Consider the following 14779-nt stretch of genomic DNA (forward strand, 5'->3'; position numbering starts at 1 on the left):
CGGACGGACGAGTCTAAACAAAGAAGGAGAGACCTCTTGGAAGGTCCTGAAATCACTGCCACCGAGGCCGTTCTCGATAACGGTCGCTTCGGCACTCGCACTGTCCGCTTCGAAACCGGTCGCCTCGCTCAGCAGGCCCAGGGTTCGGTTGCGGCTTACCTCGACGGAGAGACCATGCTTCTCTCCGCAACTTCCGCAGGAAAGCACCCGCGTGAAGGCTTTGACTTCTTCCCGCTGACTGTCGACGTCGAAGAGCGTTCGTATGCAGCAGGCAAGATCCCCGGTTCGTTTTTCCGTCGTGAGGGACGCCCCTCCACTGAGGCGATCCTCGTCTGCCGTCTGATCGACCGCCCGCTGCGCCCGTCGTTCGTCGATGGCCTCCGCAACGAGGTCCAGATCGTCATCACGGTCCTCTCGATCGCGCCGGGCGAGTACTACGACGCTCTGGCGATCAACGCGGCATCCGCCTCGACGCAGATCTCCGGTCTGCCGTTCTCCGGCCCGATCGCAGGCGTCCGCCTCGCGCTCATCCCCGGCCACGGCGAGAACGCCGACCAGTGGGTCGCATTCCCGAACCAGGCTCAGGTCGAAGAGGCCGTGTTCGACCTGATGGTCGCCGGTCGTGTGATCACCAAGGCCGACGGAACCGACGACGTCGCGATCATGATGGTCGAGGCCGAGGCCACCGAGAACAGCTGGAACCTCATCAAGGGCGGCGCAGTCAAGCCCAGCGAAGAGATCGTCGCCGGCGGTCTTGAGGCGGCGAAGCCGTTCCTCAAGCAGCTCGTCGAGGCTCAGGCCGAGATGGCGAAGCACTCGTCGAAGGCGCCTGGCGTCTACCCGGTGTTCCCGGCGTACGAGCAGGCCACCTACGACTTCATCGCAGCCTCCGCGACAGCTGATCTCGAGAAGGTCTACCAGATCGCGGACAAGGTCGAGCGTCAGAACGCCGACGACGATGTCAAGGACCGCGTCAAGTCCGAGGTCACCGCAGCGATCGAGGCCGGCACTCTGCCCGCGTCGGCAGCGAGCGAGGTCTCTGGTGCATACAAATCCGTCACCAAGGGCATCGTCCGCGGCCGCATCCTCTCCGAGGGCGTCCGCATGGACGGCCGAGGTCTTGCAGACATCCGTCCGCTGGACGCAGAGGTGCAGGTCATCCCGCGCGTGCACGGTTCGGCGATCTTCCAGCGCGGTGAGACCCAGATCATGGGCGTCACCACGCTGAACATGCTCAAGATGGAGCAGCAGATCGACTCGCTGTCGCCCACGACGTCGAAGCGCTACATGCACCACTACAACTTCCCGCCCTACTCGACCGGTGAGACCGGCCGTGTCGGATCGCCGAAGCGTCGCGAGATCGGGCACGGCTTCCTCGCCGAGCGCGCCCTCGCACCGGTGCTGCCCAGCCGCGAGGAGTTCCCGTACGCGATCCGTCAGGTGTCCGAGGCTCTCAGCTCCAACGGTTCCACGTCGATGGGCTCGGTCTGCGCATCGACCCTTTCGCTGCTGAACGCAGGTGTGCCGCTGCGCGCAGCTGTCGCCGGCATCGCGATGGGTCTGGTCACCGATGAGGTCGACGGACAGACGCGCTACGCCGCACTGACTGACATCCTCGGCGCCGAAGACGCCCTCGGCGACATGGACTTCAAGGTGGCAGGAACCAGCGAGTTCATCACCGCGATCCAGCTCGACACGAAGCTCGACGGAATCCCGTCGGACGTTCTGGCCGGCGCGCTGACGCAGGCCAAGGACGCTCGTCTGACGATCCTGAACGTGCTGAACTCGGCGATCGACTCGCCAGACGAGATGGCGCCCACCGCGCCGCGCGTCATCAGCGTGCAGATCCCGGTCGACAAGATCGGTGAGCTGATCGGCCCGAAGGGCAAGACGATCAACGCGATCCAGGACGAGACCGGCGCTCAGATCTCCATCGAGGAGGACGGCACCGTCTACATCGGCGCGGTTGATGGCCCGTCGGCCGAGGCCGCACGTGCCCAGGTCAACGCGATCGCCAACCCCACCAACCCTGAGGTCGGCGAGCAGTTCCTCGGAACCGTCGTGAAGATCGCATCGTTCGGTGCGTTCGTCTCGCTGCTTCCGGGCAAGGACGGACTGCTGCATGTCACTGAGGTGCGCAAGCTCGCCGGTGGCAAGCGCGTCGAGAACGTCGATGACGTGCTCTCGGTCGGACAGAAGCTCCTCGTGAAGATCACGAAGATCGATGACCGCGGCAAGCTGTCGCTCGAGCCAGTGCTCGACGACGCGCCCGCGGAAGAGGCACCTGCGGCAGAGACCGCAGAAGCGTAAGCCTTCGCCTTCAGGCCCGGACCCTGCCCCGTTGGGGCAGGATCCGGGCCTTTTCGCGTTTCCGTTATCTAAAAGTTACTGGAACTTCGCACTCCGTTACGCGCAATGGTCGGGGAGTTCACGGTTCTCGCTTACCCTCGAAGTACGCACCGGGGGGTGTACAGAAATCACTGTTCTTCTCGGAGGACACGCGCGGGGGTGATGAGGATGCGACTGTTCGGTCAAGGGACAGCGGACTCTCCCACACGCGCCCAGGGCACGCCGCAGCATCCTTCCGCTCCGATCCCCGTGATCGGACCGGGCGTCGGCGAGACGATCCGCGTGCCGCTCGGCGAGGGCGGCGTCAGCACCTTCCCGCTGATGCTCGGGGCAGCGGAGTTCGGGTGGAACGTCGATCTGGAGACCAGCCACGCCATTCTCGATCGCTACGTCGAATTCGGCGGCAACGCGATCCACACGGCAGACGGTTTCTCCGGCGGACGAAGCGAGCACATCATCGGCCAGTGGCTGCATTCCCGCGGCCAGCGCGACCGCACCGTGCTGAGCGTGCGCGTCGGGACTCACGCCGATAACCCGGGGCTCGGTTCGGTGAATCTTGTCCGTGCGGTCGAAGGCTCGCTCACTCGGCTCGGCGTCGAACGTATCGATGTGCTGTACCTCGACGCGACCCTCGACCAGACGAGCAACCTCGAAGACACGCTCGCCACGGTGGAGTGGCTGCGCGACGCTGGCAAGATCGGCACGCTCGGAGCCTTCCGATTCACGCCCGAACGACTCGTCGAGGTGCGGATTCTCGCCTCGGCAGGGTATCCGCGCATCGAAGTGCTCGACGAGCCGTACAACCTGATCAGGCGCGATGCCTTCGAAGGCGATCTCCGCCTTGTCGCCGGTGCGCAGAACCTCGCGGTGACGCCGTCTCACGCGCTCGAGCATGGTTTCCTCTCTGGACGCCACCGCAGCAAGGCCATGATGTCCAGGGGAGTGCGAGGAGAGCAGCTGCGCAGCCACCTGAACCGGCGAGGCATTCGAATTCTTCGTGCGCTCGATCAGGTGGCCACTGAGGTGAATGCGCCGGTCGCAGCGGTATCGATTGCATGGCTGCTCGCACAGCGCACGATCGCGGCTCCCATTGTCAACAGCTTTGCCACAGAGCACGTAGACGAACTCATGCAGGGCGCGGGCATCACGCTTTCGCGGACGCAACTTGCGGATCTCACTCGCGCTGGTAACTGAGTCGGTCGCACCTGCACGTCTCTTCTGAGGCCGGTAGGGTGGAAAGGCCGGGCAGACGGCTGGCGACGAAGCGAGTGGGTTGTGACGCACTATATATATCTGGTCAGACATGGTGAACATCAGGATGCCGAGCACGGCGTCGACGACGGACCTCTTTCTCCACGAGGTCAACGCCAGGCCGAGCTGATCGCAGATCGTCTGTCAGGGCTCCCGTTGGATGCTGTCTGGCATTCGCCGTTGCTGCGCGCGACCGAGACCGCCCGGGCGATCGCCGAGCGGCTGCCGTCGGTCACTCCTGAGCCGTCGGCACTGCTTTTCGACTGCGTGCCTACGGGGATGACGCCGGACACGCCGGCGGTGTATGAGTCGTTCTTCGGATCGGTGACGGATGCCGAGGTCGAGGCCGGCAGCGCCCAGATGTCCGATGCCGTGAACGAGTTCCTCGTCCGCAAGCAGGGCGACGTCCACGAGGTGCTGATCACTCACAACTTCGTCATCGCGTGGTTCGCGCGAGAGGTTCTCGGAGCACCCGATTGGCGCTGGATGACGTTGAACCAAGCGCATTGCGGGCTCACGACCATCGTGCAGAAGCAGGGGCGTCCGTGGTCGCTGATCAATCACAATGAGCTGAGTCATCTTCCTATGGAGCTGCGCACCGGCCTGCCGGACGATGTGCTCGTCTGAGCCGAATTAGACTGGCCTCATGACCAAGCAGGTGGCACTTGTCGGCGGTTCCGGCAAGCTCGGTACGATCATCAAGACAGTGATCGACGAGCTCGACGGCTTCGACGTGGCACGCGTGCTCACGTCATCCAGTGATCTGAGCGAGCTCGACGGGGTAGATCTCGTCGTCGACGCATCGACCCCGCGGGTAAGCGTCGATGTCGTGCGGGCAGCCGCTGAACGCGGTATCAACGTGCTGGTCGGCACCTCCGGCTGGTCTGCCGAGCGAATCTCGCTCGTGCGTCCGCTGGTGGATGCCGCGGGCACTGCGGCAGTCTTCATTCCGAACTTCTCGCTCGGATCGGTGCTCGGCTCGGCGTTGGCGGCGGCAGCCGCACCATTCTTCCCTTCGGTCGAGATCATCGAGGCGCACCGCGACACCAAGGTTGATTCACCGAGCGGCACCGCCGTCCGCACGGCGGAGCTCATTGCCACGGCCCGTGCGGAGCAGGGGCCGGTCGATGCTCCGCACGCAGACCAGCGCGCGCGTGGTCAGCAGATCGCAAGCGTGCCGGTGCACTCTCTGCGCAGGCCCGGTGTCGTCGCCCGTCAGGACGTCGTTCTCTCCGGCCCGGGGGAGTCGCTCACTCTGACCCACGACACAGTGGAGCCCGCACTCGCCTATGCGCCCGGCATCCGTCTTGCTGTGCCGTTCGCGGCCGAGGCGCGAGGCGTCGTCGTCGGGTTGGAGAACATGCTCGACATCGACATCTGGAGTCACTCGTGATGGCGCGCGCTGGCGCGATCGTCGTCGGCCTGTGTCTGATTCTCTACTTCGTCCTCACCGGGCAGTGGGCGTATCTGTACCTCGCCAGCGGCGAGCCGATCGGTATTGCGATGGGCCTGGCGCTCATCGTGCTTCCGCTGATCGGCGCATGGGCGCTGGTGCGCGAGATCCAGTTCGGGATCCAGGCCGATCGACTGGGAACGCAGCTGGACGCGGAAGGCGGGATGCCGCCAGCGGAAACCGAGCTGAGCGCGCGAGGAAAGCTCGCCAAGGCGGATGCTGAGCCTGTCGTGCAGCGCTACACGACAGAAGCAGAGGCGGCCGCCGACGATTGGCGAGCACGCTACCGCCTCGGTGTCGTGCAAGAGGCCGCAGGGCGCCGCAAAGACGCCCGCGCGAGCATCCGTGAGTCGATCCGCCTCGCCAAGACTCGACCAGCCGGATCCTGAGACCGGCCGACCGAACCCTGTCGAAGGATCAGGCGAGCGTCGCCTCGAGAGTGATCTCGATGCCGGCGAGAGCCTGAGACACGGGGCATCCGGTCTTCGCGCCTTCGGCGATGGTCTGGAACTGCTCGGGGGTGAGTCCAGGCACCGTTGCGTTCACGTTGAGGTGGCTGCCGGTGATTCCGACGCCCGGCTTGAAGGTGACGGATGCTGTGGTGTTGACGTGCTCCGGCGGGGTGCCGTTCTCCGCGAGAGCATTCGAGAGCGCCATGCTGAAGCAGGATGAGTGTGCGGCCGCGATCAGCTCTTCCGGAGTGGTCGTCGTGTCAGAGCCTTCGCTGCGGGCCTTCCAGTTGATGGGGAACGTTCCGAGGTTCGATGAGGAGAAGGTCACATCTCCCGATCCCTCCATCAGTGAACCGTTCCAGGCGGTGGTGGCTTCGCTGGTGACGGGCATGGTTCCTCCAGAGTCGTGGCTGTCTGTCTGGCCAGCCTATCGACCCTGGCCCCCGCGGGGAACAGGGCAGGCTCAGCCGACTGCGGATTCTCTGTGGTCGATCCCGGGTATCGTGTCAGCATGAGCGCCGACGTCCCCACGCCGTATGAAGACCTCCTCCGCGACGTGCTGGAATCCGGAACGCACAAGAATGATCGCACCGGTACAGGCACCACGAGTGTGTTCGGCCGACAGATCCGCTTCGACCTCGCGAACGGCTTCCCGCTGATCACCACGAAGCGGGTGCATTTCAAATCGATCGCGTACGAGCTGCTGTGGTTCCTGCGCGGAGACTCGAATGTGTCGTGGCTACGGGACAACGGCGTCACGATCTGGGATGAGTGGGCCGACGCCGATGGCGATCTGGGCCCTGTCTACGGAGTGCAGTGGCGCTCGTGGCCGACCCCGGACGGAGGACACATCGACCAGCTGTCGCAGGTCGTGGAGCAGATCCGTGCGACGCCGGATTCTCGCCGGCTGATCGTGTCCGCATGGAACCCTGCGGATATCCCCGATATGGCGCTCGCGCCGTGCCACGCTCTCTTCCAGTTCTATGTCGCTGACGGCAAGCTGTCGTGTCAGCTCTACCAGCGCAGCGCCGACATGTTCCTCGGTGTTCCGTTCAACATCGCCAGCTATGCGCTGCTGACGATGATGGTCGCCCAACAGGCGGGGCTCGAACCAGGAGACTTCGTCTGGACCGGCGGGGACTGCCACGTCTATGACAACCATGTCGAGCAAGTTCGCGAGCAGCTGACGCGTGAGTCTTACGCCTACCCGACGCTTCGTTTCGCGCGCAAGCCCGAGTCGATCCTCGATTACACCTATGACGACTTCCTCGTCGAGGACTATCAGCACCACCCCGCAATTCGAGCGGCAGTCGCCGTATGACCTGGGTCGGACTGATCTGGGCAGAAGCGTCCGGTGGCGTCATCGGCGCAGACGGGGGGATGCCCTGGCACGTGCCAGAGGACCTGGCGCACTTCAAACAAGTCACGCTCAACGCCCCCGTGGTGATGGGCCGGAAGACCTGGGACTCGCTGCCCGAGCGATTCCGACCGCTCCCCGGTCGCGAGAACATCGTCATCACGCGTCAGCAGGACTGGCAGGCTGACGGCGCCCGCTGTGCAACCGATCTTCCTGCAGCGGTGCGAGGGCTTGACAAGGCGTGGATCATCGGCGGCGCCGAGATCTTCGCCCAGGTCATCGGAGAGGCCGATCGCCTCGAAGTCACCGAGCTCGATCTCGCGGTCGCCGGAGACTCCTACGCGCCGTCGAAGGCCGGCTGGCGGCTCGTGGACGAAGGGGAGTGGCAGACCTCTCGCACCGGCATCCGCTATCGATTCCTGGGATACCAGCGCTGATGCCCACGGCTCTCATCACGGGTGCGAGCGCCGGCCTCGGCGCGGAGTTCGCCCGCCAGCTCGCACAGCGCGGCGCTGACCTCGTGCTGGTCGCTCGATCTGCGGCTTCGCTGGAGGCGCTTGCGGAGGAGCTTCGCGAGACGCACGGGATCTCTGTCGACGCCCTGCCCGCTGATCTCGCCACGGATGAGGGCATGTCAGTCGTCGCGGCCAGGATCGCTGATGCGCAGCATCCGATCGATCTGCTTGTCAACAACGCAGGTTTTGGTCTGCCGCTGCACTTCGCCGACAACGACATCGAAGACGAAGTGCGGCACCTTCGGATTCATGCCGAGGCGCCGATGCGCCTGATGCACGCAGCGCTCGGCAGAATGCGCGGGCGGGGTGGTCGTGTCATCAACGTGGCCTCGGTCGCCGGATTCATCTCTCGTTCGACGTACTCGGCGTGCAAGCAGTGGCTGATCGGCTTCAGCCGGTGGGCAAATGCTGAATACGCCCGCGACGGCGTCAGCGTGACGGCGGTGTGTCCCGGCTTCACTCGCACGACATTCCACGAGCGGATGGGACTTGCGCCAGGGCAGGAGGGCATTCCCGCGATCGGCTGGCTGGACGCCGCCGACGTCGTGCGCGAGGGCTTGCGCGATGCTGCCCGTGGCAAAGCGGTTTCGATCCCGTCGCTGCGCTACAAGCTCGTCGTCGCGCTGACGCGCGTGCTTCCGTCATCTCTCACTGCTGGCGCTGCGCGGCGCGGTCGCATCTGAGCGGCGTGTCTGCTCGACGAGCTCAGGCGAAGCGCCCGAGTCGGATGCCGGCGTAGGCCAGCGCCGCGACCGTCTCACCATCGCGGATGCGACCATCGGAGACCATCTGGAGCGCCTCAGCGAAGGGCACCCAGGACACCTCTTCGATGCCCTCCTCTTCAGGAGCGGCATCCGCGCTGTCGGCCGCGCTCAGGCCGCGAGCGAGGAAGACGTGCTCGGGCGCAACGGTGACGCCGTTCAGTGCGTTCATCGATCCGAGCAGCGACCACTCCTCGGCCTGCATGCCGGTCTCTTCGAGGAGCTCTCGCTGGGCCGCGACGAGAGGATCCTGCCCGTCGCTGCCTCCCGCCGGAACCTCGATCGAGCGGCCGGTCGTGTAGCGCTCGAGCGTGACCAGGCACACCCGATCCTCGGCATCGAGTGCGACGACGAACACGGATGCGTTGCGCATTGTGACGACGCCGTAGATGCCGTCTCCGGCGGGTCCTGTCACGGCGTCTTCTCGCACGGAGATCCAAGGGTTCTCATATACGAGACGGGAATCGCGGGTCTGCCAGGTCATGATCGTGAGCATATCTGGGGCGGTCGGCGAGGGCTGAAACCGATACGCTGGAGGAATGACGCATACGGGCAATCCTTTCGGACAGGTTCTCGTCGCGCTCGTCACTCCGATGACGGCCGACGGTGAGGTCGATTGGGATGCCACAGAGAAGCACATCGACGACGTCATCACCGCCGGCGCCGACGGCATCGTCGTCACCGGTACGACGGGGGAGACCTCGACGCTGACCGACTCGGAGAAGCTGAAGCTCGTAGAGGTGGGCAAGTCCGTATCCGCCGGTCGCGCGAAGATCATCACCGGCGGCGGATCCAACGAGACCGCGCACGCCATCGAGCTGTACAAGGCGAGCGAGAAGGCCGGCGCCGACGGCATCATGATCGTCACGCCGTACTACAACAAGCCGACTCAGGCCGGAATCCTCACCCACTTCCGCCTGGTCGCGGACGCTACGGACCTTCCCGTGATCCTCTATGACATTCCGGGTCGCACCGGGGTGCCGATCAAGTACGAGACGCTTCTGCGACTGGCGAAGCATCCGAACATCCTCGCTGTCAAAGACGCCAAGGGCGACTTCAGCGAGGTCAGCCGTGTGCTGAACCAGACGGACCTGATGTACTTCTCCGGTGATGACGCGAATGCTCTGCCGCATCTCTCGATCGGTGCGACCGGGCTCATCGGCGTGACAGGAAACATCACGGCAACTCCCTATCGCACGATTGTGGACGCGGTAAACCGCGGCGACCTGGCGGCTGCGACTGCAGAGCACAAGCGTCTTGAGCCGCTGGTCCGCGCGGTGATGACTCACGTCCCCGGCACCGTGTCGGTGAAGTACATCCTGCACGGTCTTGGACGCATCTCCAGCCCACGTGTGCGTCTGCCGCTGGTGGGACCGGAGGAGTGGGAAGCTGCCCTCATCGAGGATGAGCTCGCGGCGGTCACGGGCCTTCCCGGCGCCGATTTTTCGAATTTCCGCCCCGACCGCAATGCGGCCGCTGGCGGTGCGCTGCCGAAGGTGCACGGCACGACGCGCTGAGACGACGGGCGCAGAGTGCGCCCACTTTGCAATACGGGCACGATGTGTCCGACAGAGGAGACATCAATGTCCATTCCCATCGCAGCTCCTGTGCCACTCGCCGACGGAACGCTCCGCGTCGTCCCGCTGGGCGGACTCGGCGAGGTCGGTCGCAACATGACCACATTCGAGTACAACGGCAAGATCCTCATCGTCGACTGCGGTGTGCTCTTCCCCGAGGACCACCAGCCCGGCGTCGACCTCATCCTCCCGGATTTCGAGCCCATCAAGGACCGCCTCGATGACATCGTCGGCGTCGTGCTCACCCACGGTCACGAGGACCACATCGGTGCGGTGCCGTACCTGCTGCGTCTGAAGAGCGATATTCCGCTGATCGGTTCCGGCCTCACGCTCGCGCTGGTCGAGGCGAAGCTGAAAGAGCACCGTATCAAGCCATTCACGCTCACCGTGAAGGAAGGGCAGCGCGAGACGGTCGGGCCGTTCGATCTCGAGTTCGTCGCGGTGAACCACTCGATCCCGGATGCCATGGCCGTCGCAATCCGCACGCCCGCCGGTCTCGTGCTCGCTACTGGTGACTTCAAGATGGACCAGTTGCCGCTGGATGGCCGCATCACCGACCTGCGCGCGTTCTCGCGCCTCGGTGAAGAGGGCGTCGACCTGTTCCTCGTCGACTCGACCAACGCGGACGTGCCCGGATTCACGCCTACCGAGAAGTCGATCGGCCCGGTCCTGGACCAGGTCATCGCCAAGGCCACTCGCCGAGTCATCGTCGCGAGCTTCTCCAGCCATGTGCACCGCGTGCAGCAGGTGCTCGACGCCGCGCACGCCAACGGTCGCCGGGTGGCTCTGCTCGGGCGCAGCATGGTGCGGAACATGGGCATCGCCGCGGATCTCGGATACCTCAAGGTGCCCGAGAACGTGCTGATCGACTACAAGAAGGCCAAGGACATCCCCGACGACAAGATCGTCTACATGTCCACGGGGTCCCAGGGCGAGCCGATGGCAGTCCTCAGCCGCATGGCCAACCTCGACCACGCCATCGAGCCAGGGGAGGGCGACACCGTCATCCTCGCTTCGAGCCTCATTCCCGGCAACGAGAACGCGGTGTACCGAGTGATCGACGGGCTCACCAAGCTCGGCGCGAATGTCGTGCACAAGGCCAACGCTCGCGTGCACGTCTCCGGTCACGCGGCCGCTGGCGAGCTGCTGTACTGCTACAACATCCTCAAGCCCAAGAACGTGCTTCCCGTGCATGGCGAGTACCGGCACCTCATGGCGAACGCCAAGCTCGCCCAGGAGACCGGCATCCCCGAAGAGAACACTCTGCTCGCATCCAACGGCACCGTGATCGACCTGAAGGATGGCCAGGTCCGCGTGGCCGGCCAGTACGACATCGGCTTCGTCTACGTCGACGGCTCCACGGTCGGCGAGATCACCGACGCCGACCTTAAGGATCGTCGCATCCTGGGTGAAGAGGGCTTCGTATCGATCATCGTGGTGGTGGATGCTGCCACCGGGCGCATCATCACCGGACCCGAGATCCACGCGCGAGGCATCGCGGAGGATGATGCGGTGTTCGACGATGTCGTGCCGAAGATCGTCGCCGCGCTCAAAGAGGCATCCGGCAACGGGGTCCGCGACACGCATGCGCTCTCGCAGGTCGTTCGTCGCACGATCGGTCGCTGGGTGAACCAGAAGCTCCGTCGCCGGCCGATGATCGTACCGCTCGTAATCGAAGCCTGATCGGCCGGAAAGCCGCGTCATTACGCGGCGATGTCGGTGCCCGACCGTAGTCTGTGAGTATGGCCAGGAGTACTACGAAGACCGAGCGCGCTTCAGAGAAGGAACCCGCGCGCTCGAGGGCCAAGACGGCTGCGGCGCCGAAGAAGTACATCGACGATGTCGACACGCCGCCGCTCGCCGTCCGGGCGTGGACAGGACTGGCGCACGGCGTCGGCGGGCTGTTCCGCGCGTTCGGCCCTGAGTCTCTCGAAAAGGACCAGCGACGTGACGGATTCCCGCTCCTTCTGGTGATCCTGGCGTGCCTCGGCGCGGTCAATGAGTGGTTCTTCATCGGCAACGAGGTCGCCCAGAACATCAGTGCATACTCGGTGGGGCTTCTGGTTGGCCGTACGGCATTCCTCATGCCTGTGCTGCTTCTGATCCTGGCTGGCTGGCTGTTCCGGCATCCGTCATCGGTCAACGACAACGGTCGCATCGGCATCGGTTTCGGACTGTTCGTGCTCTCCATCGCCGGTATCTGTCACCTTGCGGGCGGGCAGCCGCAGCCGAAGGACGGCATGCCCGCGTTGAGCGCTGCCGGTGGGCTTTTCGGATGGATGCTGGGCGAGCCGCTCTCATACCTGACCGACATCCCCGCCTACGTCATCCTTGCCGTGCTCATGGTCCTCAGCATTCTCATCATCACGAAGACGCCGCCGAACCGCATTGGCGCTCGACTCGGCGATCTTTATGCGTGGATGTTCGGCGCGGAACGCGTCGAGAAGCCGGTCAGAGAAGCCAAGCCCGAAGGAGAATTCGAGCAGGACGACGACCCGGACGTGCTGCCGTGGTGGCGACGCAACAAGACGGGACGTGAGGAAGACCCTGACGAGGGCATCGGCTCGCAGGACCTCACTGAACTGCTCACGACCGTCGATGAGGCCCCGGCGAACCACACCGCCTTCGACCAGGCGATCATCGTCGAAGATCCATCGGACTCGGTAACCGAGGTGCTCACCGACGTCGAGGGTGTCATGGCCGGACTCGGCTCGCAGGGCGGCACTGCTCTGCTCGACGATTACGGCGACACAGGGGAGCAGCCTGAGCTTCCCGGTCTCTCTGGCTTCGGCACAGAAGGCCCGGGCGATCGCGGCCTGCAGGCACCGGCGGCGCCGTACGCGCTGCCTTCGACTGCAGTGCTGCGCGAAGGTCCGCCGCCAGTGGTCCGCTCCGATGCGACCGACCGCGTCATCGAGCAGATCACGGGTGTGTTCACCCAGTTCAAGGTTGATGCGAAGGTGACCGGCTTCTCGCGCGGTCCGACGGTGACCCAGTACGAGGTCGAGGTCGGTCACGGCGTCAAGGTCGAGAAGATCACTCAACTGAGCAACAACATCGCCTACGCCGTGGCCTCCAACGATGTGCGAATCCTTTCGCCGATCCCCGGCAAGAGCGCAATCGGCATTGAGATCCCGAACGCAGACAAAGAGATGGTGGCGCTCGGAGACGTGCTGCGCTCGCCCGCGGCGCAGAAGAGCACCCACCCGATGACGATCGGTGTTGGTAAGGACGTCGGCGGCAACATCGTCGTCGCGAACCTCGCGAAGATGCCGCACCTTCTGGTGGCAGGTTCCACGGGCTCCGGTAAGTCGAGCTTCGTGAACTCGATGATCACGAGCCTGCTGATGCGCGCGCGTCCGGCCGATGTCCGCATGGTGCTCATCGACCCGAAGCGCGTGGAGCTCACCAGCTACGCCGGCGTTCCGCACCTGATTACCCCCATCATCACGAACCCCAAGAAGGCCGCCGAAGCGCTGCAGTGGGTCGTCAAAGAGATGGACATGCGCTACGACGACCTCGCGTCGTTCGGATTCCGCCACATCGATGACTTCAACAAGGCTGTGCGCGCTGGCGAAGTCGAGCTGCCAGTCGGCAGCGAGCGCGTCCTCAAGCCTTACCCGTATCTGCTGGTCGTGGTCGACGAGCTCGCCGACCTGATGATGGTGGCGCCGCGCGACGTGGAGGACTCGATCGTCCGCATCACTCAGCTCGCGCGTGCCTCCGGTATTCACCTGGTGCTCGCAACTCAGCGTCCGAGCGTCGATGTGGTCACCGGCCTCATCAAGGCCAACGTTCCCTCTCGCCTTGCGTTCGCCGTGACGAGCGTCACTGACAGCCGAGTGATCCTCGATTCACCAGGAGCCGACAAGCTGATCGGCCAGGGCGATGCCCTTTTCTCCCCGATGGGCACGTCCAAGCCTTTCCGTCTGCAGGGGGCCTGGGTCGAAGAGAGCGAGATCGACGCCGTCGTCAAGCACGTCACGGCGCAGGCTCGCCCCGAGTACCGCTCCGACGTTCAAGAGGCGATGGACCCGGCGAAGAAGAAGAAGGAAGTCGACGAAGACATCGGCGACGACCTCGAGGTGCTGCTCGCAGCCGCCGAACTCGTCGTCTCTTCGCAGTTCGGCTCGACGTCGATGCTGCAGCGCAAGCTTCGCGTCGGTTTCGCGAAGGCCGGGCGACTCATGGATCTGCTCGAATCGCGTGAGATCGTCGGTCCTTCTGAAGGATCCAAGGCTCGCGACGTGCTCGTCACCGCCGAGCAGCTGCCCGCAGTGATCGCGAAGCTGCGAGGGGATGATGTTCCGGCCGCGCCTCCTGCGCACCAGGAACCTCCTGCCGCAGTGGAATCGGTTGACTACGGACGCGATCCGATCGAGTCGCAGTTCGACGGACTTCCGATCGAAGACAACGGTGAGGGCGATGAAGACGCCTGGGGCCTGACAGGACGTGACTGATGAGTATTCCGCGGCAACTGCCGAACGCGATCACGATCGCGCGCATACCGCTCGCGGCGGTGTTCTTCGTGCTGCTCCTGCTGGGAGGCACGTACGGGAACAATGACCTCGTCATCCGCTGGATCGCTGGCGCGCTTTTCGTGCTGGCGATCTCCACGGACTGGGTCGATGGCTACCTCGCCCGCAAGTACGACATCGTCAGCGACTTCGGCAAGCTCTGGGACCCAATCGCTGACAAGCTGTTGACGGGTGCCGGTTTCGTAGGCTTGGCGATTCTCGCCGAATGGCCGTGGTGGGTCGTCATCATCATCCTCATCCGCGAGTGGGGCATCACAGTGCACCGCTTCATCGTGGCCAGCAATCATATTGTCGCCGCTGCGTGGATGGGCAAGCTCAAGACTGCTTTCCAGGGCGTTGCACTGAGCTGGTGGCTGCTTCCGCTTCATCAGCTCATCGGGATGGACTGGTGGACCGGGATCGGCATCCCTCTCATGTACGTCACTCTGGTGCTGACCGTCGTAAGCGGCATCGACTACATGGTGTCTCAGATGCGCGGATCAAGAACAGCTCGGTCGTGAACAGGCCTGCCCTGAGCGATGCGGCT

The 14779-nt window shown here is 64.5% G+C and carries 14 protein-coding genes; 12 read left to right on the plus strand and 2 right to left on the minus strand.

What is annotated here, in order from left to right:
* Nucleotides 1-36: 36 nt before the first annotated feature.
* The 5 genes from ACTU6U_RS05125 (at nt 37) to ACTU6U_RS05145 (ending at nt 5442) form a co-directional block, all read left to right on the plus strand.
* Nucleotides 37-2310: a polyribonucleotide nucleotidyltransferase gene (locus ACTU6U_RS05125; RefSeq protein ID WP_443468091.1), complete on the plus strand. Its 2274-nt coding sequence runs from the start codon at nt 37-39 to the stop codon at nt 2308-2310.
* A 207-nt stretch (nt 2311-2517) separates the two neighbouring features.
* Nucleotides 2518-3543, plus strand: coding sequence for an aldo/keto reductase (locus tag ACTU6U_RS05130; RefSeq protein WP_443468429.1), 1026 nt, complete (start codon nt 2518-2520; stop codon nt 3541-3543).
* A gap of 81 nt (nt 3544-3624) precedes the next feature.
* Nucleotides 3625-4227, plus strand: a complete 603-nt coding sequence (locus ACTU6U_RS05135) for a histidine phosphatase family protein (protein WP_443468092.1) — start codon at nt 3625-3627, stop codon at nt 4225-4227.
* A gap of 19 nt (nt 4228-4246) precedes the next feature.
* Nucleotides 4247-4993 carry a 4-hydroxy-tetrahydrodipicolinate reductase gene (gene dapB, locus ACTU6U_RS05140; RefSeq protein WP_443468093.1) on the plus strand — a complete coding sequence of 249 codons (747 nt, stop codon included), beginning with the start codon at nt 4247-4249 and terminating at the stop codon, nt 4991-4993.
* Nucleotides 4993-5442, plus strand: a complete 450-nt coding sequence (locus ACTU6U_RS05145; RefSeq protein WP_443468094.1) for a hypothetical protein — start codon at nt 4993-4995, stop codon at nt 5440-5442. The genes dapB and ACTU6U_RS05145 overlap by 1 nt, the downstream gene beginning before the upstream one ends.
* 28 nt (nt 5443-5470) lie before the next feature.
* Here ACTU6U_RS05145 and ACTU6U_RS05150 read toward each other — a convergent pair whose 3' ends face one another.
* On the minus strand, nt 5471-5896 hold the full coding sequence (locus ACTU6U_RS05150; protein ID WP_443468095.1) for an OsmC family peroxiredoxin: 426 nt from the start codon (nt 5894-5896) through the stop codon (nt 5471-5473).
* Nucleotides 5897-6016: 120 nt separating this feature from the next.
* On the opposite strand from ACTU6U_RS05150, the gene ACTU6U_RS05155 reads away from it, so the two are divergent.
* The 3 genes from ACTU6U_RS05155 to ACTU6U_RS05165 are packed head-to-tail and all read left to right on the plus strand — an operon-like array spanning nt 6017 to nt 8060.
* Complete coding sequence (locus tag ACTU6U_RS05155; protein ID WP_443468096.1) at nt 6017-6826, plus strand: thymidylate synthase; 810 nt, start codon at nt 6017-6019, stop codon at nt 6824-6826.
* Nucleotides 6823-7299 (plus strand): dihydrofolate reductase, encoded by a 477-nt coding sequence (locus ACTU6U_RS05160; RefSeq protein WP_443468097.1) that lies wholly within the window; start codon nt 6823-6825, stop codon nt 7297-7299. Before ACTU6U_RS05155 ends, ACTU6U_RS05160 begins: the two co-directional genes overlap by 4 nt.
* Nucleotides 7299-8060: an SDR family NAD(P)-dependent oxidoreductase gene (locus tag ACTU6U_RS05165; protein ID WP_443468098.1), complete on the plus strand. Its 762-nt coding sequence runs from the start codon at nt 7299-7301 to the stop codon at nt 8058-8060. The genes ACTU6U_RS05160 and ACTU6U_RS05165 overlap by 1 nt, the downstream gene beginning before the upstream one ends.
* 22 nt (nt 8061-8082) lie before the next feature.
* Here ACTU6U_RS05165 and ACTU6U_RS05170 read toward each other — a convergent pair whose 3' ends face one another.
* Complete coding sequence (locus ACTU6U_RS05170; RefSeq protein ID WP_443468099.1) at nt 8083-8622, minus strand: NUDIX domain-containing protein; 540 nt, start codon at nt 8620-8622, stop codon at nt 8083-8085.
* Nucleotides 8623-8677: 55 nt separating this feature from the next.
* Here ACTU6U_RS05170 and dapA point away from each other — a divergent pair, with 55 nt between their 5' ends.
* The 4 genes from dapA to pgsA all read left to right on the plus strand — a co-directional run bounded on the left by dapA (nt 8678) and on the right by pgsA (nt 14753).
* On the plus strand, nt 8678-9655 hold the full coding sequence (dapA, locus tag ACTU6U_RS05175; protein ID WP_443468100.1) for a 4-hydroxy-tetrahydrodipicolinate synthase: 978 nt from the start codon (nt 8678-8680) through the stop codon (nt 9653-9655).
* A gap of 66 nt (nt 9656-9721) precedes the next feature.
* Nucleotides 9722-11398 (plus strand): ribonuclease J, encoded by a 1677-nt coding sequence (locus ACTU6U_RS05180; protein ID WP_443468101.1) that lies wholly within the window; start codon nt 9722-9724, stop codon nt 11396-11398.
* 59 nt (nt 11399-11457) lie between these two features.
* Nucleotides 11458-14175 (plus strand): FtsK/SpoIIIE family DNA translocase, encoded by a 2718-nt coding sequence (locus ACTU6U_RS05185; RefSeq protein ID WP_443468102.1) that lies wholly within the window; start codon nt 11458-11460, stop codon nt 14173-14175.
* Nucleotides 14175-14753: a CDP-diacylglycerol--glycerol-3-phosphate 3-phosphatidyltransferase gene (pgsA, locus tag ACTU6U_RS05190; RefSeq protein WP_443468103.1), complete on the plus strand. Its 579-nt coding sequence runs from the start codon at nt 14175-14177 to the stop codon at nt 14751-14753. Before ACTU6U_RS05185 ends, pgsA begins: the two co-directional genes overlap by 1 nt.
* The last annotated feature ends 26 nt before the right edge of the window (nt 14754-14779 follow it).

This window comes from Microbacterium zouquanmingi, assembly GCF_052266695.1.
Taxonomy (GTDB): domain Bacteria; phylum Actinomycetota; class Actinomycetes; order Actinomycetales; family Microbacteriaceae; genus Microbacterium.

Excerpts from the sequence above, each read along its gene's own strand:
- ACTU6U_RS05130 (WP_443468429.1), top strand. The coding sequence starts at position 2,518 with ATGCGACTGTTCGGTCAAGGGACAGCGGACTCTCCCACACGCGCCCAG.
- ACTU6U_RS05160 (WP_443468097.1), top strand. The coding sequence starts at position 6,823 with ATGACCTGGGTCGGACTGATCTGGGCAGAAGCGTCCGGTGGCGTCATC.
- pgsA (WP_443468103.1), top strand. The coding sequence starts at position 14,175 with ATGAGTATTCCGCGGCAACTGCCGAACGCGATCACGATCGCGCGCATA.
- ACTU6U_RS05155 (WP_443468096.1), top strand. The coding sequence starts at position 6,017 with ATGAGCGCCGACGTCCCCACGCCGTATGAAGACCTCCTCCGCGACGTG.
- ACTU6U_RS05150 (WP_443468095.1), bottom strand. The coding sequence starts at position 5,896 with ATGCCCGTCACCAGCGAAGCCACCACCGCCTGGAACGGTTCACTGATG.
- ACTU6U_RS05180 (WP_443468101.1), top strand. The coding sequence starts at position 9,722 with ATGTCCATTCCCATCGCAGCTCCTGTGCCACTCGCCGACGGAACGCTC.
- ACTU6U_RS05165 (WP_443468098.1), top strand. The coding sequence starts at position 7,299 with ATGCCCACGGCTCTCATCACGGGTGCGAGCGCCGGCCTCGGCGCGGAG.
- ACTU6U_RS05170 (WP_443468099.1), bottom strand. The coding sequence starts at position 8,622 with ATGACCTGGCAGACCCGCGATTCCCGTCTCGTATATGAGAACCCTTGG.
- ACTU6U_RS05145 (WP_443468094.1), top strand. The coding sequence starts at position 4,993 with ATGGCGCGCGCTGGCGCGATCGTCGTCGGCCTGTGTCTGATTCTCTAC.
- dapB (WP_443468093.1), top strand. The coding sequence starts at position 4,247 with ATGACCAAGCAGGTGGCACTTGTCGGCGGTTCCGGCAAGCTCGGTACG.
- ACTU6U_RS05185 (WP_443468102.1), top strand. The coding sequence starts at position 11,458 with ATGGCCAGGAGTACTACGAAGACCGAGCGCGCTTCAGAGAAGGAACCC.
- dapA (WP_443468100.1), top strand. The coding sequence starts at position 8,678 with ATGACGCATACGGGCAATCCTTTCGGACAGGTTCTCGTCGCGCTCGTC.